The organism is Alteromonas sp. BZK5, assembly GCF_014349115.1.
Taxonomy (GTDB): Bacteria; Pseudomonadota; Gammaproteobacteria; order Enterobacterales; family Alteromonadaceae; genus Alteromonas; species Alteromonas macleodii.
The window spans coordinates 1-23309 of sequence record NZ_JACSOE010000062.1; the positions used below are offsets into that span (position 1 = coordinate 1).

Annotated in this window: 18 protein-coding genes and 1 pseudogene; 8 read left to right on the plus strand and 11 right to left on the minus strand. The window is 44.0% G+C overall.

The genetic code is table 11. The annotated features are described in order from the left end of the window. The first annotated feature begins 512 nt into the window (after window positions 1-512). A complete protein-coding gene (locus tag BIZ39_RS15785) occupies window positions 513-1661 on the plus strand; it encodes an iron-containing alcohol dehydrogenase (RefSeq protein WP_168463295.1) in 1149 nt (382 codons plus the stop codon). Here the strand turns inward: BIZ39_RS15785 and BIZ39_RS15790 are convergent. The 7 genes from BIZ39_RS15790 to BIZ39_RS15820 all read right to left on the minus strand — a co-directional run bounded on the left by BIZ39_RS15790 (window position 1658) and on the right by BIZ39_RS15820 (window position 9262). After that, window positions 1658-2425 carry a DUF1080 domain-containing protein gene (locus BIZ39_RS15790; protein WP_187447425.1) on the minus strand — a complete coding sequence of 256 codons (768 nt, stop codon included), beginning with the start codon at window positions 2423-2425 and terminating at the stop codon, window positions 1658-1660. The two genes, BIZ39_RS15785 and BIZ39_RS15790, sit on opposite strands and share 4 nt — an antisense overlap. 65 nt (window positions 2426-2490) lie before the next feature. Further along, entirely contained in the window at window positions 2491-3108 is a 618-nt protein-coding gene (locus BIZ39_RS15795) for a gluconate 2-dehydrogenase subunit 3 family protein (RefSeq protein ID WP_131138197.1), read from the minus strand. Then, a complete protein-coding gene (locus BIZ39_RS15800; RefSeq protein ID WP_168534097.1) occupies window positions 3108-4793 on the minus strand; it encodes a GMC oxidoreductase in 1686 nt (561 codons plus the stop codon). The genes BIZ39_RS15795 and BIZ39_RS15800 overlap by 1 nt, the downstream gene beginning before the upstream one ends. A 44-nt stretch (window positions 4794-4837) precedes the next feature. Beyond that, entirely contained in the window at window positions 4838-5767 is a 930-nt protein-coding gene (locus BIZ39_RS15805; protein ID WP_168534095.1) for a hydroxypyruvate isomerase family protein, read from the minus strand. Continuing rightward, window positions 5760-6977: a nucleoside permease gene (locus tag BIZ39_RS15810; protein ID WP_014978076.1), complete on the minus strand. Its 1218-nt coding sequence runs from the start codon at window positions 6975-6977 to the stop codon at window positions 5760-5762. The genes BIZ39_RS15805 and BIZ39_RS15810 overlap by 8 nt, the downstream gene beginning before the upstream one ends. Before the next feature lie 26 nt (window positions 6978-7003). Beyond that, the gene (locus BIZ39_RS15815) at window positions 7004-8071 is read right to left on the minus strand and encodes a sugar phosphate isomerase/epimerase family protein (RefSeq protein ID WP_168534092.1); all 1068 of its coding nucleotides are present in this window, start codon (window positions 8069-8071) and stop codon (window positions 7004-7006) included. A gap of 36 nt (window positions 8072-8107) precedes the next feature. Beyond that, window positions 8108-9262 carry a Gfo/Idh/MocA family protein gene (locus BIZ39_RS15820; RefSeq protein ID WP_168534090.1) on the minus strand — a complete coding sequence of 385 codons (1155 nt, stop codon included), beginning with the start codon at window positions 9260-9262 and terminating at the stop codon, window positions 8108-8110. Between the two features lie 376 nt (window positions 9263-9638). On the opposite strand from BIZ39_RS15820, the gene BIZ39_RS15825 reads away from it, so the two are divergent. From BIZ39_RS15825 to BIZ39_RS15835, 3 genes are all read left to right on the plus strand, one after another. Then, window positions 9639-10643: a LacI family DNA-binding transcriptional regulator gene (locus BIZ39_RS15825; RefSeq protein WP_012516940.1), complete on the plus strand. Its 1005-nt coding sequence runs from the start codon at window positions 9639-9641 to the stop codon at window positions 10641-10643. Between the two features lie 54 nt (window positions 10644-10697). Further along, a complete protein-coding gene (locus BIZ39_RS15830) occupies window positions 10698-11636 on the plus strand; it encodes a sugar phosphate isomerase/epimerase family protein (RefSeq protein WP_168534088.1) in 939 nt (312 codons plus the stop codon). 64 nt (window positions 11637-11700) lie between these two features. Further along, on the plus strand, window positions 11701-12024 hold the full coding sequence (locus tag BIZ39_RS15835) for a DUF3392 family protein (RefSeq protein ID WP_014947959.1): 324 nt from the start codon (window positions 11701-11703) through the stop codon (window positions 12022-12024). An 18-nt stretch (window positions 12025-12042) separates the two neighbouring features. Here the strand turns inward: BIZ39_RS15835 and BIZ39_RS15840 are convergent, their stop codons facing one another. After that, complete coding sequence (locus BIZ39_RS15840) at window positions 12043-15924, minus strand: ATP-binding protein (RefSeq protein WP_168534086.1); 3882 nt, start codon at window positions 15922-15924, stop codon at window positions 12043-12045. Between the two features lie 68 nt (window positions 15925-15992). On the opposite strand from BIZ39_RS15840, the gene BIZ39_RS15845 reads away from it, so the two are divergent. After that, entirely contained in the window at window positions 15993-16151 is a 159-nt protein-coding gene (locus BIZ39_RS15845) for a hypothetical protein (protein WP_168534084.1), read from the plus strand. On the opposite strand, the gene BIZ39_RS15850 is transcribed toward BIZ39_RS15845, so the two are convergent. After that, entirely contained in the window at window positions 16148-16666 is a 519-nt protein-coding gene (locus tag BIZ39_RS15850; RefSeq protein WP_168534082.1) for an HAD family hydrolase, read from the minus strand. The two genes, BIZ39_RS15845 and BIZ39_RS15850, sit on opposite strands and share 4 nt — an antisense overlap. 281 nt (window positions 16667-16947) lie before the next feature. On the opposite strand from BIZ39_RS15850, the gene BIZ39_RS15855 reads away from it, so the two are divergent. After that, window positions 16948-17841, plus strand: coding sequence for a DMT family transporter (locus BIZ39_RS15855; RefSeq protein WP_187447426.1), 894 nt, complete (start codon window positions 16948-16950; stop codon window positions 17839-17841). Window positions 17842-17998: 157 nt separating this feature from the next. After that, a complete protein-coding gene (locus BIZ39_RS15860) occupies window positions 17999-19798 on the plus strand; it encodes a GGDEF domain-containing protein (protein WP_168463281.1) in 1800 nt (599 codons plus the stop codon). A 70-nt stretch (window positions 19799-19868) separates the two neighbouring features. Here BIZ39_RS15860 and BIZ39_RS22540 read toward each other — a convergent pair. After that, window positions 19869-20498, minus strand: a pseudogene (locus tag BIZ39_RS22540) (trehalase family glycosidase); the annotation flags it as partial. Window positions 20499-20553: 55 nt separating this feature from the next. Continuing rightward, window positions 20554-20814 (minus strand): hypothetical protein, encoded by a 261-nt coding sequence (locus tag BIZ39_RS15870; RefSeq protein WP_061094013.1) that lies wholly within the window; start codon window positions 20812-20814, stop codon window positions 20554-20556. Between the two features lie 867 nt (window positions 20815-21681). Between BIZ39_RS15870 and BIZ39_RS15875 the strand changes: the two genes are divergently transcribed. Then, a complete protein-coding gene (locus BIZ39_RS15875) occupies window positions 21682-22971 on the plus strand; it encodes a tyrosine-type recombinase/integrase (protein ID WP_014978046.1) in 1290 nt (429 codons plus the stop codon). Window positions 22972-23309 lie beyond the last annotated feature (338 nt).

The window sequence follows — 23309 nt, forward strand, 5'->3', positions numbered from 1 at the left end:
CTCTTCAATTAAATATATCGAAATATGAATCGTCGTTGTGACACTCTTAACGAGTGCCCACACAGATTGTCTTGTCTAAATTTTTAAAGAACATTCACTAGAAGCCATTGCTTCTTAGTGACCCACCCTGTTCGAGTGAGGTGCGCATTATACGCTGGAAGTTTTTGTTGTCAACACTTTTTGAAAATTTATTTTCTGAAGCGCTTCTTCTAAACTCCCGTCTTTACTGGCCTATAAAGGTAGTAGAGACTTACTTCAGGAGGCTTGCTGTTTTGCTTTTCCCCCGAAGCGGATGCGCATTTTAGGGAAATGAGCGCTCACGTCAACAAGTATTTTAAAAAAATCCTTATTTTTCGATCGTTTGCATAAACAATGCGCAATACGTTCATAAAAACCACTAATTCACCGTGCTTTTCACGATCTATAAGGTTAGTTAATTGGTAAGTCACGCTGTGTACTATAAATTAATAGAACAGTATTTGAACGTGTACGTGGATTATTGAGGGGTTTGCATGAAGGTTTCTGAATTTAAAACCGCTGGAAAACTCATAACGGGTCTTGGCGCTATTAAAGCCCTCACGGATGAAATGGCGAGATTATCCATAAAGGAATGTGCCATCGTTACTGACAAGGGCGTTTCTTCATCTGGTCTTCTTGAGCAACTACTCACACTATTACCCTCTTCACCCTTACTTATTATTGATGACATTCCACCTGAGCCTGAAGTGAATATCATAGAAGATAAGTTAGCGATACTTCGTGAGAAGCAAGTAGACGGGATTATCGCTCTTGGCGGAGGTAGCGCTATTGATAGTGCAAAAGTACTTGCAGCTACATACGATCATACTGGCTCCCTCAGTGAACTCTTCGGTGAAAATACGCTTTCAAAACGACGTTTGCCTCTTATTGTTATCCCCACTACTGCCGGTACAGGTTCAGAAGTTACCAATATTGCTATCTTGTCAGATCCGATAGAACAGATGAAAAAAGGAATTGTTAGCCACTGCTTGCTACCCGATGTTGCGATCGTTGCACCTGAAATGACAAAAACCTGCCCCCCGTCCATTACAGCAGCGAGCGGTATAGACGCATTCGTTCACGCGCTTGAAGCTTATATAAGTGTAAATGCCAGCCCAATTACCGACGCATTAGCAGAGAAAGCACTGAAGCTTATCTTTAATTCATTACTTCACGCTTATAATAACGGTGAGAACTTATCAGCACGTGAAGATATGGCCACCGGCAGTTTAATGGCCGGTCTTGCGTTTGGAAACGCGGGCGTGGGGGCAGTACATGCCTTAGCTTATCCACTAGGGGGACGGTTTCATCTGTCACATGGCATGAGTAACGCGGTAATGCTACCTCATGTATTGAAAGTAAATGCGCCGTTCTGCCAAGACAAACTTTATTGTGTGGCTAAGCTTTTAAAGGTATGTGAGCGCCACCACTCAAAAGAGGAAGCAATTAAACTGTTATTAGTTGCTATAGAAAAACTGTGTCGCGACGTAGGCATTCCCGCTTCACTCACCCACTTTAATATTCCACCTTCTTGTGTAGGGGAGTTAGCAGAAGAGGCGAGTAAAGTAACTCGCCTTCTTCGCAATAATCCCAAGCAATTGAGTATTGAAGAGATTGAAGATATCTATCGGCTAGCTTTTTAAAGTGGTCTTACCCACATATTCTTAAAGCTTACTAAGTTGCCGTGATCTTGTAATTGAAGCGGTGCGCATCCGTGAGCTTTGTACTTAGGTGCACCGATCCATTCTGTTGTCCCTTGAATTTCAGTATGATTCTGAACCACTACGCCGTTATGTATTACCGTAACATAACCTTTCGTTGCTAGCGCTTCACCGTTAAAGGTAGGCGCTTTATATATGATGTCGTAAGTTTGCCATTCGCCAGGCGCCTTCATAGCGTTAACTAAAGGAATAGTTTGCTTATATACGCTTGCCGCTTGTCCATTGGGATAGGTCTTATTCTGATATGAGTCCAAGACCTGAATTTCATATCGCTGCTGCAGGAAGATACCACTGTTATTGCGCTGTTGTCCTTCCATACCTGCTTCTGGCTGTGGCGCTTTCCACTCTACGTGCAACTGAACATCACAGAACTCTGCTTTTGTTTTGATATCGCCTGTTCCTGGCTTCACTGTTAGAACACCGTTTTCCAGCGTCCACTTAGCATCACCTTCCTTTACTGAAGTCCAGTTAGATAGGTCATCACCAATTAAAGAGATGGCATCAGAGGGCACGCCTGCCTTATCAAAAGAAACCACTTCAGGAACAGGTTCCCAAACTTCCGTTTTAGAGGTCTGTTGTTCGCGGGTTAACCGCGATTCGCTTTTCTCAGTATCTGCATCTGTCGTTGCGCATGCAGAAAGTGGCATAAGCAAAGCGACAGTTGAAGCGACGAGTGTTTTATTCATAGTGTCAGTACCTTGTTTTATCCGTTGTATAACTGTGTTGTGTTTGGCTGCTCGATAGCGCAGGTTTAGGTTGCCCACGCTTTGTCGCCCTTTTTATAAGGGAATGCACCGTCGTAACGTCCAGGAATAGCCACATATCGAAGTACCTTAGTCGCGCCAACTTGAGACGTGAAAAAGCAATAAAGTGTTAGCTGTTTTAATAACGTAAAGTAGTGAGGGGTTGGCTCATCGGTGCCTGGCTCCCACTGACTTGGCTTTCCTGTTTCAACACCTTGATAAACACCGTTAGCAAGATTCGCCGCTTTCGCTTCTACATCTAGGTCGTTAAATAAAGCCTCTCGTTCTTGCTTGGTAAGCTGAACAAATTGCTTGTTGAAACGACTTTGACATAACGAAGATATTTTCTTAATGCCATCAAGAAAGGTTTTCTGAAGCAAAGGTGTGTAGCAATCGGTTATCAACACAGCCATTGTCGCGCCAACGTTGGCCGCTTTTGCTCCAGGCGTGTCAGTTTGAGGAATGATCACCTCACCCATTTCATTCAGCAAAGCCACATCTTTTTCATTAAATAATGTGTCGCTAAGCGGTACAGCGGGCACATCTGTGTAGGCAAGTACATTACCTGCGAACAATGCTGTGCCTGTAGCAGTTGCTATGAGTTTAAGTAGTTCTCTGCGTTCCATTATAGATTTCCTCGCTTTAACTCTTCTACGGCAAAGTCTGCGGCTCTCGCCGTTAATGCCATATAGGTCAGTGAAGGGTTAACACAGCTGGCCGATGTCATTGCCGCACCATCGGTCACGAATACGTTCGGTGCATCCCATACTTGGTTATGCGCGTTAAGCACAGAGCTTTTAGGATCTCTTCCCATACGCGCCGTACCCATTTCATGAATGCCCATACCAGGTGCGTAGTCTGCATCCCAGCCTTGAACATTTTTAAGGCCAGCCGCTTCAAACATCTCAATAGCGTCTTGCTGCATGTCCTTACGCATCTTAAGCTCGTTTTCTTTAATCTCTACATCCATTGCGAGTACTGGTAAGCCCCATTTGTCGGTGACTTTTTTATTCAAGTACACTTTGTTTTCGTGATACGGAAGAATTTCACCGAAGGCTGTCATGCCTATTGTCCAAGGACCAGGCTCGGTTATCGCATCTTTAAGCCCAGCACCTATACCAAGTTCAGCTATGTCTTTGCGCCAACCTGAGCGGCTTGCACCACCTTGATAACCAAATCCACGCAAGTAATCTCGCTTATCACTTCCCCAGTTTCTAAACCTTGGCACATAGAAGCCACTCGGTCTGCGACCGTAGGTATATTTGTCGTCAAAGCCTTCTACGTCTGCCGAGGCACCTACTCTAAAGTGGTGATCCATAACGTTGTGACCCAACTCGCCGCTGCTGCTTCCTAAGCCACCGTCCCATACGTCTGTGGCAGAATTCATCAGTACCCACGCCGAGTTAAGTGCTGACGCATTTACAAAGATGATCTTGCTTTTAAATGCATAGGTCTCGTTGGTTTCAGCATCGATAATTTCAACGCCAGTCGCGCGTTTCTTGTCTTTGTCGAACAAGATCTCTTTTACTATCGAAAAAGGTCGAAGGGTTAAGTTACCTGTTTTAACCGCAGCTGGAAGCGTAGATGCCTGTGTACTGAAGTAGCCACCGAAAGGACAACCCAACCAGCACTTATTGCGGTATTGGCAATGAACACGCCCTTCTTCGGGCTTGCTTTGTGTCATGTTTGAAGTGCGGCCATGCACCATGTGCCGCGCGCCTTCATAGGCCTTTTTCACCCGCGCCGCGACACTTTCCTCTACAATGTTCATTGGCATTGGCGGCTGGTAAACACCATCTGGCAATACATCCAAGCCGTCGCGATTACCACTGATACCCGCGAATTTTTCTACGTAGTCATACCATGGTGCCAAATCGTCGTAGCGAATAGGCCAGTCGACTGCAATGCCTTCTTTAGCATTGGCTTCGAAATCTTCTTTGTTCAAACGGTAGCTTTGGCGTCCCCACAACAGTGAGCGTCCACCTACGTGGTAACCTCTGTACCAGTCGAAGCGCTTGTCTTCGGTATAAGGGTTTTCTTTTTCATTTGCCCACATACCGTACGTTTTTTCATTTAGCGGGTAGTCGCGCTTAAGCACGGGATAATCCACTTTCATTGCTTGAGTAGGCAAGTCTCGGTGAGGAAAATCCCAATCTTCTTTGTGCGCATTTTTATAATCTTTAATGTGCTCGATATTTTGGCCACGTTCTAACATGAGCACTTTTAGGCCCTTCTCAGTTAGCTCCTTAGCAGCCCAACCGCCACTGATACCAGATCCAATAACTATTGCATCATATTCGTTACTCGCCATAACACGTCCTTAAAACTTAATTCGTCGCTGTGCCTGTTCGCACGTTACACATCACAGATATGGATCGCTTGTTGTAGCGACGCTATTCTGTTGGCTTTGGTTTTCGGTGTGGGTATAAACTCTTGTGCTAAGTAGCCTTTAAATCCGGTCTCGACAATGGCTTTAGCAATTGCTTCGTAATTGAGTTCTTGTGAAGCATCTATTTCGTGACGCCCAGGTACGCCGGCCGTATGGTAATGGCCAAAGTACTGATAGTTATCTCGAATAGTTCGGATGATATCTCCCTCATTAATTTGCATGTGGTAGATATCGTAAAGCAGTGAGAAGTGCTTAGAACCTAGGCGTTTGCAAAGTTCTATCGCCCATGCAGAATTGTCGGCCATGTAATCAGGGTGGTCGACTTTGCTGTTAAACAGCTCCATGAAAATCACTACGTTGCGTTTTTCAGCATGAGGTAAAATGCGTTTTAACCCTTTAACCGCATTTTCCAGTCCATCTTCTCGTGACATGCCTCGGGCATTGCCGCTAAAGCAGATAAGGTTTGTATAACCTGCATCAGCGACCAAATCGATGTGCTTTATATAACGCGCTTCTAGTTCGTCGTGGAGCTCACTGTGAATGAAGCCGTCTTCAAGACTTATCTCGGCGCCGTTACACATAGAAGAGTCGATGCCGTACTGCTTTAGCACAGGCCAATCTTCAGGACCTACCAAGTCAATGGCTCCAAATCCTAATTGCTTAACGGTTTGGCACAACTCTTCAATGCTTAAATCGCCGTAGGTCCATCGGCTTACCGAATGGTTTACATTTCCTTTAAGCGGCGTATTCATGGTGTTGCTACCTTTCGTGCCGTTTATACTCGCTATAGCAGGCATCGCAGTGGCTAAACCAGCTGCTGCTAACCCTGTTCCGGCAATGCCTGCCCCTGTCATAGCCATACTTTGAAGTAATTTTCTGCGGGTAATGTTATGCATCTGCGTTCACCTTTTCCTTTCTGAACAGAATGGCGAATAGCACTAACACAACCGCGGCAAACCCTGCTGGGAATAACCAGACCTGCTGCCAACTATGCGCACCGGTTTCCATCGTGTAGGTGTCGGTAATTGCGCCTGCCACTGCAAAGCCCACCAGCATACCTACGCCATATGTCGCTAAGGTAATTAGCCCCTGCGCTGCACTTTTTACGTTTTCTCCCGCCTTTGCATTGGTATAGATTTGCCCTGATACAAAGAAGAAGTCGTAACAAATACCGTGCAGTGCAATACCAACAATAAGCATGAACAAACCTTCGTCAGCGTTTCCGAATGCGAACAGTGCATAACGTACTACCCACGCCGCCATACCTATCACTAACGTGGCTTTAATGCCGAAACGGTTCAAAAATACTGGCAGAGCCAACATGAACAACACTTCGGAAACTTGACCTAGTGTCATTTTGCCCGTTGCATTTTCAACGCCTATTTCAGTAAGGAAAGGGTTTGCATTCTGGTAGTAAAACGCCAGCGGAATACAAATAAGTACAGATGAAAGAAAGAATACAAAGAAGTTTTTGTCTTTTAACAGTGCCAACGCGTCCAAGCCAAGAATGTCGCGAATAGTTACCGCTTTACCGCTAGATTGAGGTGGCGTGTTTGGCAGTGTAAAACTGAATACGCCCAACATTAGCGAGGCAACGCTGCACAATAAGAACGTGTTTTTGAGCATACCATCGGCAATAGACTGTGCAGAATCCCATGAGAAGACATAGCTAATCATAAGGCCTGCCACAATCCAGCCGATAGTGCCCCACACACGAACTTTTCCGAACTCTTTTGACGGGTCGACCATTTGTCCGAATGACACTGAGTTAACCAAAGCAAGCGTGGGCATGTATGCAATCATGTATGCCAACACATAAGGGTAAAAGCTGGCGAAATCATTCGCTTGGTACATAAAGTACATAAGCACGGCGCCAACAATATGTAATAAGCCGAGGATCTTTTCTGCATTAAAGAATCGGTCAGCAATAAGGCCCACAATAAAGGGGGCAATGATGGCGCCCCAACTCTGGGTTGAGAAAGCCATACCGATTTGCCCACCATTGGCAGACAGGGTATTCGATAGATACGTGCCTAATGTTACAAACCAGCCTCCCCAAATGAAGAACTGAAGGAACATCATCAAACTAAGGCGTAGGGTTATCATAGTTATTGTTATCCTATTGATGGCGCTTAGCGCTCAAGGCCTAAAATACGATTATTCTTCGCTTCGCTTACGTCTCCACCAGCAAAGTCGTCAAACGCATATTTGCTTGGCTCGATAATGTGTGAAGCGATAAACGGTGCGCCTTCTGCCGCGCCTTGCGCACTGTCTTTTAGGCAGCATTCCCACTCTAGTACCGCCCAACCTGTGAAGCCATACTGGGTAAGCTTGCTGAAAATACCTTTGAAGTCGACTTGGCCGTCGCCAAGGGAACGAAAACGTCCCGCGCGGTCTTGCCAGTCTTGATAGCCGCCGTACACACCGTTTCTACCGTTCGGATTGAATTCGGCGTCTTTAACGTGAAACATTTTGATCCGGCTGTGGTAGCGGTCAATGAAGTCAAGGTAGTCAAGCTGCTGTAAAACAAAGTGACTTGGATCGAAAAGAATATTTGCTCGTGGGTGGTTATCTACCGCTTTTAAAAACTGTTCGAACGAAGCGCCATCGTGCAAGTCTTCCCCGGGGTGAATTTCGTAGCATACGTCAACACCCGCATCGTCGAATGCATCGAGAATGGGTTTCCAACGCTTGACTAATTCAGCAAAGCCTTGCTCGACCAAGCCAGCAGGACGCTGAGGCCACGGATAAACCAAGTGCCACAATAACGCACCAGAAAAGGTAGCGTGAGCTTTCAACCCCAAGCGCTTACTGGCAATAGCCGCACATTTAAGCTGATTAATTGCCCATTCGGTTCGCTCTTGTGGCTTGCCGTGTAAATGCGCCGGCGCAAAGTTATCGAATAACTCGTCGTAAGCGGGATGAACCGCCACTAGCTGACCTTGTAAGTGCGTCGATAGTTCAGTAATTTCTACGCCAGCGTCTTTGCAAATTTTAGCGATGTTGTCGCAATACTCTTGGCTCTCAGCTGCTTTTTCTAAATCAAACAGACTAGGATCGGTAGGTACCTGTATTCCCTTGTAACCAAGCGACGCTGCCCACTTCGCCATATTTTCGAGCGTATCGAACGGCGCTTCTTTTCCCATGAACTGAGCAAGGAAGATAGCCGGCCCTTTTATAGGTTGTTGATTAGTAGCCATAAGCGCTCACCTTTTTCATTGTATGTTTTAATTGCATTACTGCGTTCCTTCCTGACTGACCGACTCCCATTTGGTGTCGCTGTCGGTACTAGCAAGCATGGCATCGATAAATACCATTCCGCGTATGCCTGAATTTATTCCTGGAACGCCATCAGCTTTGCCTTTTTGATTCGCGCGTACCGCTTTAGCAAAATCGGTATACAAATTTGCCATTGCTTCTAAGTAGCCCTCTGGGTGGCCAGCTGGAACACGACAACGTGCAGATGCAGCATCACATAACCCAACTTGACCCTGGCCGGCTCTAAACACTTGATAAGGGGCATCAACAGGGCGATAGATAACGGAGTTTGGCTCCATTTGACGCCACTCTAAACCGCCCTTGTCACCGTAGACACGGATCTTCAACGCGTTTTCTTCACCAGCACAAACCTGTGAAGCAATCAACACGCCCGACGCTCCCTTCTTAGTTTTAATAAGCGCGGCGCCGTCGTCATCTAATCGGCGTCCTTCAACATGCGTGTTTAACTCGCCACATAGCAAGGTAACACTGTCGTTTAATACAAACTCAACAAGTCCAAACGCATGAGTGCCGATGTCGCCCATTGCGCCCGTTGCGCCAGAAATTGCTGGGTCGGTACGCCACTGCGCTTGCTTATTGTGCGTTTCTTCTTCGCCAGACAACCAGCCTTGCGGATACTCAACATACACTTTTCGAATTTTGCCCAGCTTACCGCTTTCAACGAGATGACGTGCTTGCCAAACCATAGGATAACCAAGGTAGGTATGAGCCAAGCCGTATAGCGATTCACTGGCGTGAATAACATCTTGAAGCTCTTTTACTTCGGCAAAACTTACGCCTGCTGGTTTTTCACAGAAGACATGAAAGCCCGCCTTAATTGCGGCAAGTGAAATAGGTACGTGAAGATGATTAGGCGTTACGATAACCACAACCTGCATGCGCTGCTGCTCAGATAATTTGGCTTCTTCTTCTAACATTGACTGCCAGCTACCGTATGTACGCGATGTTGATACGTTCAATGCAGAAGCAGTACGCGTATTATTTTCTTCGTTGCGGCTAAATGCGCCACACACCAACTGGTAGTTCCCATCTAACCCTGCGGCATGACGATGCACGGCACCGATAAACGCGCCTTCCCCGCCCCCGATCATTCCCATTCGAATTGGTTGCATTGAAATTCCTCTGTGTGCAAACGCACTATTGGTGTTACTAATGCCACAAAATGTAACCCGTTACATTTTAATGGTCAATACAAAAAACAGCATTTTATTAATCTAAAGTTTACAAATGGCGAGGTAATACCGGGGCTCTACTACCTTTAACCGCCTATTCCTGCACCAAATTTGAACATAACACTAGCTCAAATTTACATAAATCCTACAAATAACCTTTGACGTTTTAATGAAAGTGCGTATTCTTTTGCTTAAAATGAAAACGGTTACATATTAATTTCACGTAAATTTTGAATTCGCTACCATCGTATAGACCACACCTCTACTGGGTTAGGTTTACAATGCGCGAGTGAATTAACAAACAACAATAACGTAAATGGCAAATATTAGAGATGTAGCAGATAGTGCCGGCGTGTCGGTCGCTACCGTATCAAGAACATTGCAACAACCTGAGCGTGTTTCTCCTAAAACGCGCAATAAGGTGATGGCCGCTGTTCAGGCAGTTGGATATAAACCTAACTTAATGGCAGTTAAGTTTCGCTCGGGAAAAACGCATAATTTAGTGGTACTGGTGCCTACGGTAGCGAACGTATTTTTTGCCCGTGTTATTAGCGGTATGCAGGAAGCGGCAGCCGAACTGGGCTATTCCATTTTACTTGCCAATACGCTTGGTAATAGTGAAATAGAAAGCCATTACGCCAAGATGGTAAGTACTTCTCAGGCTGATGGGCTTATACAGTTACGTGCGCACAACCCATTTGATGCCACGATGATCAACGACAATGGCCTGCTTCCCATGGTGAATGCCTGTGAGGTGATTGACGATGGCCAATATCCTGTTGTGTCGTTAGACAACCGTGCTGCAGCCAAAGCAATGACCGAGCACTTAATTTCATTAGGTCATACCCGTATAGCCATGATCAAAGGACCTAATTCAAGTCCGCTTACCCAAGAACGCTTGGTTGGATATAAAGACGCATTAGCGCAAGCCAATATTGCCTTTGATGAGAGCTTGTTGTTCCCGGGGGATTTTACATTACAGGCCGGATACAACGCAGGGGAAACCATTAGTCACCTTGAAAGTAGACCCACCGCCGTATTTTGTGAGAACGACGAAACGGCTATTGGTGCCATGCAAGCCTTCAAGCAAGCCAACCTACATGTTCCTAATGACATATCGGTGGCAGGTTTCGATGACATTGCGTTTTCAGCATTTGTGGATCCACCGCTAACCACTATTGCCCAACCTGCAGAAGAATTTGGTAGAACGGCGGTTACGCTACTGGTGGACCTTCTTAACGGAAAAATTCGCAAGGCCCCCAAAGTTATTATGCCGTTTGAACTTATTGTGCGAGAGAGCACGGGCAAAGCTTTGGGTTAATTGATGATAGCGATGCGTCATCACCTATGTACCACTACAGAAAAGGAGCAAGCAGTGAATTTAAGTAAAACAAACTTAAGTAAGACAGCAATTTTAGACGCGGCCAGTAATGTTGGCTCTGGCGTTTCAAGACGACAGTTCATTAAATATTCATCTGGTTTACTGGCGGCTATGAGCGCTCCTGCTGTTTTGGCGCACGGGCATGGTAGTGATAAAGGAGCCATGATGAAGGGCATGCACAAAAGTGCTGTTGGTCTGCAGCTTTACACGCTTAGAGATATTATGAAAGTAAGTGTGCCGGCTACGCTTAAACTGGTTGCAGATGTTGGTTATTCGGAAATGGAATTTGCAGGCTACTTTGACCACAGCGCAAAGGAAATTAAGCAACTGCTTGATGACAATGGTCTTACTGCGCCTTCGGCTCATATTCAGTTAGACGCGTTCGATACTAACCTGTCACAAACTTTAGATGACGCACAAACCGTTGGTCACAAGTACTTGGTAGTTCCTTGGCTTAGCGAAGCCCAACGTGGTACGGGCATTGCGCCATACCAAGCCCTTGCCGATAAGCTAAATACCATTGGTGAAGCGTGTAAGAAGGAAGGTATTACTCTTGCCTACCACAACCACGATTTTGAATTTGAAGTACGCGACGGTAAGACACCATTAGACGTGCTTATAACTCAGACCGACCCAGACCTTGTTGCCATGGAACTGGATTTATACTGGACGGTAAAAGCAGGTAAAAATCCCATTGATTACTTTAAGCAGTACCCAGGCCGCTTTAAACTTTGGCATGTAAAAGATTTGGCCGAAGACGGCAGTTTTGCTGATGTGGGCACAGGCACCATTAACTTTAAAGAGATATTCGCGCACGGCAAATTAGCCGGTATTGAACATAAATTTGTAGAGCGCGATCAGACCACCGACCGCATTGCCACTATTGAGCAAGGCTTTAAAGCAGTAAGCGCACTTAATAAGGGCGTTAGCTAACGCTTTTGACCTTACCGTGGTTATAATGGGCACACAGTAAAAACGTCATAATAGTAGTAATTTTATGAGTGAACTTTTCAGTGCCCTTTCTCGCGCCCTAAGCCCCTATTACACCGAAATGAGCATTATGCTTATGGCCACTATTCTAGTGGTGTACGGCGACCTGATTAACGGCCATGTAAAACGCATACTGGCACCTTACCATTTCACCATTCGCGTTAGTTTGTTTGTAGTGCTGTGTGCCTTCGGCTATGGCGCACTAACCTTGTACGGCGCACCATTCCTAAAACACACCCTAGCCTACTTGCCCTGGCAGTACCAAGGTGCAGGCTATGTGGCATCATTTCTATTGATAGGCTTTTTGGCGGAAAGGCGTAGGTATATTTAGTTCTTTTAGATACTACCTTTACGCTACTGTTTTATTGTATTGCTCCACAAACTTTTTGGGCGGTAAGCTCATAACCTTTTTAAAGGACGTCGAAAAATAAGCTGCGGTGCCAAAGCCAACGTCTAGGCAGGTATCTAGAATGCTATTTCCCTCTAACAATAACGGAATAGACTTTTCGATTCTGAAGCGTGAAAGAAACTCGCTGAAGTTGTATTCAAACAACTCTGACATTCTTCGGTTCAAACTTCTAGGACTTATCAGTAACTGCGAGGCAGCTTGGTCTCTATTGAATGATTCATTGTGGTAGTTCTTTTCCAATACTGCGATAAAGTTCAAAAAGAACGCCATATCCTTTTCGTTATCAAATTCGGGGATTTTCAGGCATCCAAATTTAAATGCTGGCTCTTCGCTTTCCTCTTCCTCACGCTCTTTTGCCTCTCTGACCGACAATAAATGCTCAACCCTAAGAGTAACTTCCTCTTTTGATGCAGGTTTTGCCAAAAAGTAGTCCACTTTTTCTTCTAGCGCTGATTTTTCTAATTCAGTTCCGGTTTCCGCAGTTAACATCAATATGGGAATACTGGCATAGCTGACGTTACCGCGAATTTCTCTTATTAAACTCAGCCCATCCATTTCGTGCATCATTTGATCTGTGATAACTAGATCGACAAGGTAATGCTGCATAACGTCTAACGCCTGCACACCATTTCGCGCAACTAAACAGCGATATTTGCTAGAAAACAAATCAAATAGATAAGAGCGGAACTCTCTGCTGTCATCAACTATTAAAAGTGACTTCTTGTTCGATTTGGCAGTTGCGGGTGACAATTTTTCAGCATGCGAATTTACATACTCAATATCATCAATGGGTAACGTTACGGTAACTTTAGTTCCAATGCCTTTTTGACTCTCTAACGCAATTTCGCCCTGGTTCAGTTCAACTAAGGTTTTCACCATTGCTAAACCGATGCCAAGACCTTCGTTTTCGCCGCTCCCTTTGGTAAACCTTTCGAATACTTTATTTTGTAGATGGTCTTCGATTCCTTCTCCATCGTCACTTACGATAATTTTAAGCATTTTGCTATCTTGTGTAGCAACGACTTTTATCGTGCCAAGCTCTGGAGTGAACCTAATTGCGTTTTGAATTAGATTTGCCAGGATTTTCTCTAAGCTGTCATTAATGAGCGAAATTTCTTTTTTCCCTTTAATACGTAACTCTAAATTCTGCCGCTTCTGCTTGGCTAATGGCTCTAGCGATAGGACGATGAATTTTATGTTGTCTGGCGAGTAGGACCTGTAGTAGTCAGCAGCAGCCAAGGCTTTAGGGACATCTTGACTCATTTGATTAATCAACTGTTCGACCCTTTTCATATTGTCCTGAACACATATCAGTTCTTTGCTCGCTGCATGAGCTGTTTTGGATATGCCTTCTAACGATCCATTGATGAGCTGAATTGGGGTGCGAAGTTCGTGGGTGATTTCGTTAATGAAGCGTTCTTTGCTGCGAAGCATCTTTTCAAATTTTGATTGCCCATCTGTTATTTCGTAGCGGGTAAGATGGTTGTAGAGCTTAGTAGTTTTAAAGTAGCCCCATACCTTGCTCAGATAATTGAGCTTGTATGCGATAATGAGACTTAAAGTAATAGTGAGATAAATCCAAAAAGCAAACTTTTGAAAGTATATCGGTGGCTTTACTTCAAACGCTAATGTAGATATAGGGTTTCCGGCTCCCATCACCCTCGCTTGAAACTCATAGCTTCCAGACCTAAGATCCGACAATGTGAGAAAGGCTTGTGATTGGGGATGCACGCTCCACTCATCGTCTATTCCTAGAATTCTGTACTCTAGTTTTTGAGTTTCATTCTCTGAAAAACTGTTAGTTCTAAAGTCCACTGCAAATGCATCAAAATCACTTTCTAGCATTATGGGGTTAGAGAGACCCCCAGTTGTTTGAAGCATCTTATGAGATTTCGAATCTTTAGCAGCCCAGTCGATACGGGTAAAAACAACTCTACTCTTAATATTTTCTTTGGCCTTCATAGCCAGAATGGCTTTCTTCTCAGAGATCACATATGAGTACTTGTCACCGAGGACAATTATGCGATCTCCCAATTCTTGTATTCCACGGTATTCAAAGTCAGTATCAAATATCCCATCATTTTCATTAAAAGAAATTAAGTTACCGTCTGACGTTACAACAAAGAGCCCCATGTTTGATAGGAACCATAAGTTATCATTTGTGCTTAACAAAGCTCCCCTAATAAATCTTGCACCTGTATCTTCGAGTAGACTAGATGAAGCTATCTCTCCTGTACGCTTGTTGATAGATTTTATTCCCTGCCCTGAAGTACAGAGTAAGAAAGTGTTCTCCAGTTCAATTAAGCAAGTCAGTCCAACCCAATTGCCTTCATCAGGAGAAATTGACTTCCAGTTAAATTTGGACATTTGGATATGAAAATAACTATTGGTATCGAATCCTGCGATTTCACCAGAGGCAGTCAAAACCGAAGTTATCATGTTTTGAGGGGCAGGTATTTTATCGACTATCACACCTCTATCAATAATGTTATAAAACGCATTCTCCCCAGAGTCATGGTATACATAAGAATGGGAAACAGAGTTACTAGTGATGTGTGAATACTCAGAACTGCAGAAGTCGTAGCCAGAAACTGTATTTGTAAATTCCGCACTAATTTCGTTCAACAATTCATCTATACAACTATTATTCTCCCAAAAACTAAATGGCTTTACCTCCCCTGTTTTCAAATCAATGAGAAAGTCTTGGTCTCTTGTGGCTACGGCATACCCAAAATCACTGCTGGTGCCAAATGATTTAATGTTCTTTCTAAAGACCTGGCCATTTTGATGGACAAGATTTATAGCTTCATGTGAGTGAGAAATAGAAACAAGCCCTAGCTGAGAAGACGCTATTAATAATTCTCCCGACGGTAATTCTGCAATTTTTACAATGCTTTTTATTCCATCAGAAGTTATCAATGGTGACATAAAGTCAGGTTTGATTATTCGTCCTTCTTTGATTTCGAATAGGCCTCCTGCTGCGACATATAACCTACCTAATTCTGAGACATAAACATCTGAAATAGAGCTGGATGAACTTGGAATTTTGAACGGATAAAATCGCTTTTCGTTAGTTGACATGTCCCAAGCATAAACTCCTTCTTTACCACCGATATGAACTATAGAATCATACGCTGAGACAGCGTCAACTGAAGAGAGAGCGGTCAAGGAATTGTCAACCGCTATCAACTCACAGACCTTTCTGTCAGGATCAACTATTACTAATCCGTCTTTAGACGCTAAGAAGACCAGACCGCTCTTTGATACCGAGAGCGATAAGACTCTTTCTACGTTTCCGACACCAACATTAGATGCCCAACTTTGTAGCTCACCCGTCACAATGTCTACAACGATAATGCCGCTTATCAAAGAGACAACAACATAGTGTTCCAAGACTCCTATCTTCCATGCATATTTGGGCCACTTGCTTTCGTGATGAAAACTTTCTGCTAGGCCAGTACCCACATTAAACTTGTAAACCCCTACTCCAAATTCAACTATCCATAGTGTTTCTTTCCCATCAAAATAAAGATCAGAAACCGTACCACGGGTGCTGAGAGTCGAACCGTAACTAACCCTCTCTGACTGTCCTCCCAAGTACTTAAACACACCATTTTCAGATGCAATATAAACAGCATCACCAACTACTTCGATATCTCTTATGATACCTGCGGGAATACCTGCGAACTTAGTTTTTCCATTTAATGTAACGCCGAGAGCTCTAGCATCATTTGAGATAATGAGACAGAAAAACATCAATATTGCGCCAAACACGAAAAAGTGCTTAATGAATCTCTTTTCTGTCTTCAATTGCAAATCCATATGTCAGTAGCCTTGTTAATCTTTCTGCGCTTATTAGCTATTTGAAATTAATTGAAAAGGAATTAACTATGAGTATCGAACAAAATATGAACATGCAAGAGCTAAGAGAAGAAGAGTATACTAAAGTATATGCGGGCATCCGAAACCCTTGCTTTGTAGAAGAAGAATTGATGACGATCTTACCCGAGGTACCGACTCCACCTTCAGGGCATAAAATTGATCTCTAAACCAAAAACCACTTCATCCCAGCATTTTCGGCGGCTTGCTGGTCATAAATAAAGTCGCCTACATACAGGCAGTCTTCAGGTTGAAGCTGCCATGTGTTCGCCACCATCAGTAATGCGGTTGGGTCGGGCTTGGCTGGGGCATCTTCGCGGGTTAGCACGTAGTCAATGGGTATGCCGTTATTAGCTACCTTAATTGCGGTGGCTTGGCGGCAGTTACGGGTAACTATTGCCATGGGGAGTTTGTGTGCCTGCGCCTTTTCCACCATGGCTTTGCCAATGGGTAACCACTTGGCATTTTGCGCATCGTCAAGTTCGTGCTGCAATATAGCTCGGTGAGCATTCGCTTTGGTGTCGGCGCAGCTAAGGGCATCTACAAAGGTAAGAATATCTTCGTTTTGTGGGCAGCCTACGTCGGCGCGCATTTGTGTGAAGTTAAGGCTAGACTCTACCAAGGTGCCGTCTAAATCGAATATTACACCTTTAATGCCGGTTAAGTTCATCTGCTCTACGCTCACGCTTTTCTCGTCCTTTTACTTCACTGTTATTCTTAAAGTTCGGTTAACGCCCACTTAATTGAGAAAAGCGCCTAACTTACTCACGAATTTTACCGCCAACATAATGCCACGAAAGCCTTTAACCTTCAGTTACGTTTGCTTAAGGCTTCAATATATTTAGTTAAAAACTACTGATGTGATTTAAGTTTACCCCGCCCACACCTTGCATTAGCATAGCCGCTCTTTTTGGCAAGCTACTTATTTGCCCCAGCGTTTTTGGGCAAAGTTTTAACAGGTAATTTATGGGTGTTTTTGCTGCGCTAGGTACAGCGCTTTGTTGGGCAATTGCTGCGCGTTTATTCCGTAGAACGGGTAACGCATTTTCGCCGCTTACCATGAACTTTTGGAAGGGGCTTATTTCTATTGCCATTTTGGCAGTGGTTTTAGTAGTGGTTCAGCCAACAGGGCTTAGTACTCATGCTGTTTTGTGGCTATTGCTTAGCGGGCTTATTGGTATAGGCATTGGCGATACCTGCTTTTTTAAAGCCTTACAAAGCATTGGGGATAGCCAAGCGGTGTTGGTCGCCGAAACCCTTGCGCCTTTATTCACTGCCCTTTTTGCTATGGCTTTTATTGGCGAATGGATTACCTGGCAGCAGTGGGTTGGCGTTGCAGTAGTACTGTTTTCGGTAGATATGGTTATAAAGGTACGCAAACGCAGCACTACACACGTGTTTGCAACCAGTGGCTATTTATATGGTGTGGGCGCGGCGTTATATCAGGCAGTTGGTGCCGTAGTTAGCCGCGACATTTTAAGTGCCGGTGAAATTGACGCTGCCAGCGCTGCGTTCTTGCGCTTAGTTGGCGGTATGGCCTTTGTGGTGCCATTTATAGCCCTAACCAAAACGCGCTACATGCCCGTTATTAACTATGAAAGCGACAGCGGAAAACGTGTATGGCCTGCTTTTGTGTTAGCTACACTGCTTGGCACTACTGCTGCTATTTACCTACAAATGTTTGCGTTTGCTTATGCAAAAGCGGCCGTGGTTCAAACCCTTATTGCTACAAGCGCATTAATGTCGCTAGGGGTTGCGTGGGTACTTGGAGAGCGTGCCACCAAGGCAACTATTGTATGGTCTGCCGTTGCCCTCGTTGGAGTGGCTATATTGGTTAGTTTTAGGTCGCCTGCCCACTAGCAGGCATTGCAAATACATTACACGTGCTTACCTAGCTTAACGATTAGAAAACAGTAGACGCATTAAGATACAAAAAATAGCTAACTTTTAGGTGCTCCGTGTAGTAGTTCGGGGTTCAAATCGATATTATGAAGAAAAAACAAAAACGTTATTTCTCATGTTTCAAAGGTTATCCTTAACAGTATTCTCTTTCTTGAGCGTTGCGCTAGCTTCTTTTGCCGCATTGGCAAACGACAGTATCGATGCCGTTATCGAAAAGGTACGCACGCCTTCCTATGACTGTCCCAATCAGTCTCTATTTCCTGAACTTGAAGACACGCTCGCGCTAGAGTCGCTTACTTCGCAACAACGTTTTGCTTTAACCGTAGCCAAAGGGCAGTTTCTAATTTGCCGTGGTAAGTACGAAGAAGCTGAAACTATGCTGCTTAAAGCTATTATGCAAAGCAATATTGATGAAAGCTCTTATGCCTTTGCATCGGCTATTTATCAAATTGGCTTTTCTTATGACGCCAGAGAAAACCCAGCACGCTGTAAGTACTACCAACAAGCCCAAGAACTATCATCGCCCGAGCGCCACAGCGATATCTTTACCAGTTCTTCTTTAGGCCTAATTAACTACTGTTCAGAAACCACTTCACCTGAAATAAGATTGGGTAAGATGTTTGGTGTGCTTAAGCGTTATTCAAACGACGGCAGCCCCGGTGAGTTAGCGCATATTCACAACGCAATTGGTTTACTATACGGCGATTTAGAGCAACATGCCTTAGCAGCAGAGCAATATCTAAAAGCACATGAAATGGGCTTGCTTGTATATGAAGGCAGTAACAAGGTAAGTATTCTTATTAGTGCTATTGTATCGCTGTTAAGTAGCGGCCAAACCGACAAAGCTTATCAGAGCATTTTAGAACTAGGTGTACTCAATAGCGAAATAGACACACCGCTAACCAACTTCTTGTATCAGTATGCACTGTCTATTTACTATAGAAAAACACAAAACTACAACCGACTTACCTACACCCTTCCCGATTTAGAAAAAGCGTCTTCGAGCATCTCGAGTTCGTTTGGCGAGCTTCTTGTTAACTGGCACAAAGCTGAGATTTGCTTACATGACAACGATCTCACCTGTATTAAGCAGTATATATCAGGTATTGAAGCGTTAAATGATGACGCGATACCGCCGGTCTTTCGTACAAATTTGGATTACCTTAGCTTCAACGTATCCATGTATATCGCACTGCAGGACTTAGCTAAGGCGAAAGAAGCGCACGAGATTTATTCTAAAGAAGTAACTAAGCGCCGTGAAGTTACTCAAGACTCGGCCTTAATTATTGGTGCTGCTAACGTGTATACCCGCATTTATGATTTGGAATCTGCGATTGAACAAGCGGAACAGCAACGAAAGAACACGCTGTATACCGCTATTGTTATTTTCCTTCTGGTAAGCGGTATTACTGGCTACGTACTTCGTAGAAAACACCTTGCGCGCAAAGCCATCGATCCCGTTACTCTGCTGCTTAATGCGAATTCGGCGATAGCCCGCATTAACAAGCTTGATGCGCCGAAAAAAGGCCGGGCCATTGCCATTGCTATATTTGACATTAGCAACCTGCGTGAAATAACGCGGAAAATGGGGTCAACAAAAGGTGATTTAGTATTACGACAAATTGCACAAACTCTCCAAAATGTTACCCGCGGTAACGATATTTTAGGGCGATTTGGTACCGAGCAATTTATCTTATGTTTGCACAATATTGAAGAACGAAGTGCGCGACAGTTTTTCGATCGCGTACAGAACGCGTTAGACAATACCTTTGAAAACGATGCGACTTCCGACCATATCGTGGTTGAGTCGCAGATGAGCGTATTTATTGCTAACGAGAAAATTACTGGGCTAAACGACATACTCGATGATATTGCCATGTCGATTGATATGGGTAACCGCTCAGGCGACAATTAATATCTACACCATCAAAAACGCGCGGCCCGTTGTTAAGGTACCGCGCGTTTTTGTTTTAACCGAAGCTTGTTTACTGGTTCAGGGATGTCTGAAAGCGGGTATACACGCCGTTGGTCCATCCGAAACCTAGCTGAACGTCGTATTCACCGCCGCCTGCTTTTATTTCTGGGTCACATACATTGTACTTTTCTAACAGCACGCCGCTTGTTGCGAAGTGGTTTTCTATGGTTTTGCAAAAACGCAACATAATGGTTTGTGCCTGCATATCAAACCCGTAATTACGCAACCCTTCAACGGCGAAAAGTTGAAGTGGTGCCCAGCCATTTGGCGCATCCCACTGTTGCGATGTAATGTTGGAAGTGGTTACCACGCCACCTTTTTTTAACAAGATGTTTATTGCGTTAATTCGCGCTGCAGATGCCGCACTGTAGCGCGCTTGCTCGGCACCTTTAGTCACGCTTGCCAGAGTCTGTTCAAGCGTTACTAAAAGCGCATTTAAATCTACGGGAATAATTTCAGTTGTACGAATACTTGCTAGTGAATTGGGATTAGCTAGCCAGCGCGAACTAAAGTCCCAACCCGATTCGCAAGCCGCGCGAACATGCTGGTAAAACTGACTTTTGTCAGCGCCTATGTGCTCTGCTATTTCTATGTCTTCTCGTTAAGACTCAGGGCGAGGCGTAGGCTCGGTGTCGAAGTAAAAACAAAGAAGTCTTACCGAAGTAAGACTTTTTTCAAATCGAAATACAAAACAATTAAACTTTTGCTAGCTCGGGCCGGTTTGGCTTAAAACCTTGTGTGCTGCAAGAATTGCGTTTCGTTTCTAGTGCGCTTAGTTGACGCTTAAGCCATGACTTCTGAATACCTGACTTAGCTGCGTCCATTTCAGTGCTTACACGAGTGATTTCTTTTCCGACGTTCACGCATGCTTTCTTATTCGGTTCAAAGCCACCATTAGCTAAAACAGAAGAAGAAAACATTAAAGCTGATACTGCTATAAGCGTTTGCTGTTTCATAAGAGTCCCCAACTACTCGTTACAATCCCGGGTTAGTGTCATACCGTAAGAATGAGCATATATTTGCTCTCAAATCTGTAAGGAATATAGCAGGCCTTTTATTCTAGTTAGGTACTACAAAACATACGCAGTAATAAAACTTTGCCTACCTTGTTCTTGCTAACGCACATAAGCCATTGTCTTTTTTATTATATCGACAATGATTTACCTTACCATTCCACTTACGTATCGATTTTTATATTTTTACGCACTAAATAGTGAGCCTTTCCATAGTATCGGCTACAGCAACAGCATTCTGCAGCAGCATTACTCATTATTAAGCGATGCTATTAAAACACCTTAGCTTTTCTGGAACAAGAAAAGTTATAACAATCCTTTTACAGGTTTTAGGACAGAAATTGCATTCTGTAAGTATTTGCTCACTATACTTACAAGCGACTACCTGCCGAAAGCTTTTCTACGGTTTTCATAACACTTCTGCCCATATCATCTAGGCTTATTACGCGCTTAGCAGCGCCCTTTTCTTTGGCTACTTTGGGGATACCAAAGGCTATAACACAGTTCCGAGTGAGATATGGGTTACTGGAGACAGTGAGGAGTCCGAAATTAGTGCGGGTAATAGGTTAGGTATGAAAAAGGTTCAGATACTTCAACCGGGCATTAAAAAGTCACCAAAGGCATAAAGCGAAATCAAAAAAGCCCTTGCATCTCTGCAAGGGCTTAAATAATGGTGCCTCGACCCGGGATCGAACCAGGGACACGCGGATTTTCAATGCAAATCACCACTCTAAAGCATTGAAAATATGCAACTTTTAATTTCTTTGCAAATTCTTTGCAAAGAGAGCTCTTTTCTGTTTTACTGGCGCTATGGCAAAACAGACTGAAAGACACGACATAAACGACGAGCTGTATATCTTTAAACAAGATAACAGTGAGCGCTGGTATGCGCGATTTATACTAACCAATCACAAAAAATGGCTCTGTAAATCAACTAAGAAGAAAGATAAAGACGAAGCTATCGCCATGGCACATCGAATCTTCTTAGACCACCAAATTAGACACGAAAATAACACACTAGTCCAAAGTAAGCGATTCAAAGACGTAGCTGACCGCGTCATCGAAAAGCTTGAAGAGCAACTAGAACACGGGGGCGGTAAACGCACCTATAAAGACTATATTCGAGCGTTAGAAAACTACCACATCCCCTACTTTTCGCGTACGTTTATCACCTCAATTGACCAAGAAGAAATATCTAAGTTTGATGAGTGGCGTAAGGGACGAATGAAGAAGTCTCCAGCCTCCTCTACATTATTAACTCACAATGCTGCTCTTCAGCTCGTTTTTAAAGAAGCTATTGAGCAAAAATGGATGATCGCCGCTCAAGTACCTGTTCTTTCTTCGAAAGGTGGAACAGGCACACGTCGTGCGGCTTTTTCTGAAGAAGAGTATGATGTTATCCTCAACGAAATATATGAAGGTGAGCAAAACGCTCATAGTGAAAAGACCCGTCAAATTCGTGAGTTACTATACGATTACTGTGAAATAGCAGTTAATACCGGAATTAGGCCCGGCACGGAGATGGAACACCTAACTTGGAAAGATATCGAGATTAAAACTCAAGGTTCAAAAGCTCAATTTTTCATCAATGTCTCTAAGGGTAAAACAACAAAATATACGGGACCGCGTAAAGTAGTTTGCAAACGTGATGTGATAGGAGCCCTAACGAACCTACGAGAACGCTTTCCATTGCGCACACCCAATCAAAAGCTATTTTTGCTAGCAAGTGGCGAGCCCACAAGGCAATTAGGTAAGGCATTTGAGAAAGCTCTTCAAAGTTCCGGATTAAAAGAGTCACCCAGAGGACCTCGAACGCTGTACTCTCTCCGACACACTTACATTACGTGGCAGCTTCTCAACGGAACCAGCATAGACGTAATTACGCGTCAATGTGGAACCAGTACAGAAATGATCGAGCAGCATTACAGTCATGTAAAACCCGAGATGTTTGCAGATGCATTATCTGGAGTTACTTTTGATAAAGAAGAACCAAAAGCATTGTCTAAGAAAACCTTACATAGACGCGCAAAGACCGCAGAGCGCGATGAAAAACGCTTCAAGGAATGGGTAGAAGAGTATAAAAGGCGTGGGTGTATTTAGTCCACCATATAGGAGATAAGGTTACTTTTTTGTCGTTTAACGGTGGCTTCTTCGGTTGCTTTTAAAAATAAAGAATAGTTATTGAAGATATGTAAATTTAATCAATGCGCTCTAAAACCAAACGAAAATCATAACTCAGTAAAAAATTCAATTACTAGTATTGATTCATAATCTTCGAAAGTCTGCAGGAAGAACCTCAAAACCCGCAAAAATGTCCGTAAGAGAAGTAAATAGCACAGTGCGTATTTCGGTGAATCCGATCGGTCGTTTCGGTTTTATCCGATCACTTTTTCATCTTCTTTTTCGTCCCTGCCAGTTTTACCTTAAGTGATCGGATT

What these genes read in the sequence shown, in the direction of transcription:
- BIZ39_RS15785 (WP_168463295.1), top strand. Translation starts at nt 513, where the DNA reads ATGAAGGTTTCTGAATTTAAAACCGCTGGAAAACTCATAACGGGTCTT.
- BIZ39_RS15790 (WP_187447425.1), bottom strand. Translation starts at nt 2,425, where the DNA reads ATGAATAAAACACTCGTCGCTTCAACTGTCGCTTTGCTTATGCCACTT.
- BIZ39_RS15795 (WP_131138197.1), bottom strand. Translation starts at nt 3,108, where the DNA reads ATGGAACGCAGAGAACTACTTAAACTCATAGCAACTGCTACAGGCACA.
- BIZ39_RS15800 (WP_168534097.1), bottom strand. Translation starts at nt 4,793, where the DNA reads ATGGCGAGTAACGAATATGATGCAATAGTTATTGGATCTGGTATCAGT.
- BIZ39_RS15805 (WP_168534095.1), bottom strand. Translation starts at nt 5,767, where the DNA reads ATGCATAACATTACCCGCAGAAAATTACTTCAAAGTATGGCTATGACA.
- BIZ39_RS15810 (WP_014978076.1), bottom strand. Translation starts at nt 6,977, where the DNA reads ATGATAACCCTACGCCTTAGTTTGATGATGTTCCTTCAGTTCTTCATT.
- BIZ39_RS15815 (WP_168534092.1), bottom strand. Translation starts at nt 8,071, where the DNA reads ATGGCTACTAATCAACAACCTATAAAAGGGCCGGCTATCTTCCTTGCT.
- BIZ39_RS15820 (WP_168534090.1), bottom strand. Translation starts at nt 9,262, where the DNA reads ATGCAACCAATTCGAATGGGAATGATCGGGGGCGGGGAAGGCGCGTTT.
- BIZ39_RS15825 (WP_012516940.1), top strand. Translation starts at nt 9,639, where the DNA reads ATGGCAAATATTAGAGATGTAGCAGATAGTGCCGGCGTGTCGGTCGCT.
- BIZ39_RS15835 (WP_014947959.1), top strand. Translation starts at nt 11,701, where the DNA reads ATGAGTGAACTTTTCAGTGCCCTTTCTCGCGCCCTAAGCCCCTATTAC.
- BIZ39_RS15840 (WP_168534086.1), bottom strand. Translation starts at nt 15,924, where the DNA reads ATGGATTTGCAATTGAAGACAGAAAAGAGATTCATTAAGCACTTTTTC.
- BIZ39_RS15845 (WP_168534084.1), top strand. Translation starts at nt 15,993, where the DNA reads ATGAGTATCGAACAAAATATGAACATGCAAGAGCTAAGAGAAGAAGAG.
- BIZ39_RS15855 (WP_187447426.1), top strand. Translation starts at nt 16,948, where the DNA reads ATGGGTGTTTTTGCTGCGCTAGGTACAGCGCTTTGTTGGGCAATTGCT.
- BIZ39_RS15860 (WP_168463281.1), top strand. Translation starts at nt 17,999, where the DNA reads ATGTTTCAAAGGTTATCCTTAACAGTATTCTCTTTCTTGAGCGTTGCG.
- BIZ39_RS15870 (WP_061094013.1), bottom strand. Translation starts at nt 20,814, where the DNA reads ATGAAACAGCAAACGCTTATAGCAGTATCAGCTTTAATGTTTTCTTCT.
- BIZ39_RS15875 (WP_014978046.1), top strand. Translation starts at nt 21,682, where the DNA reads ATGGCAAAACAGACTGAAAGACACGACATAAACGACGAGCTGTATATC.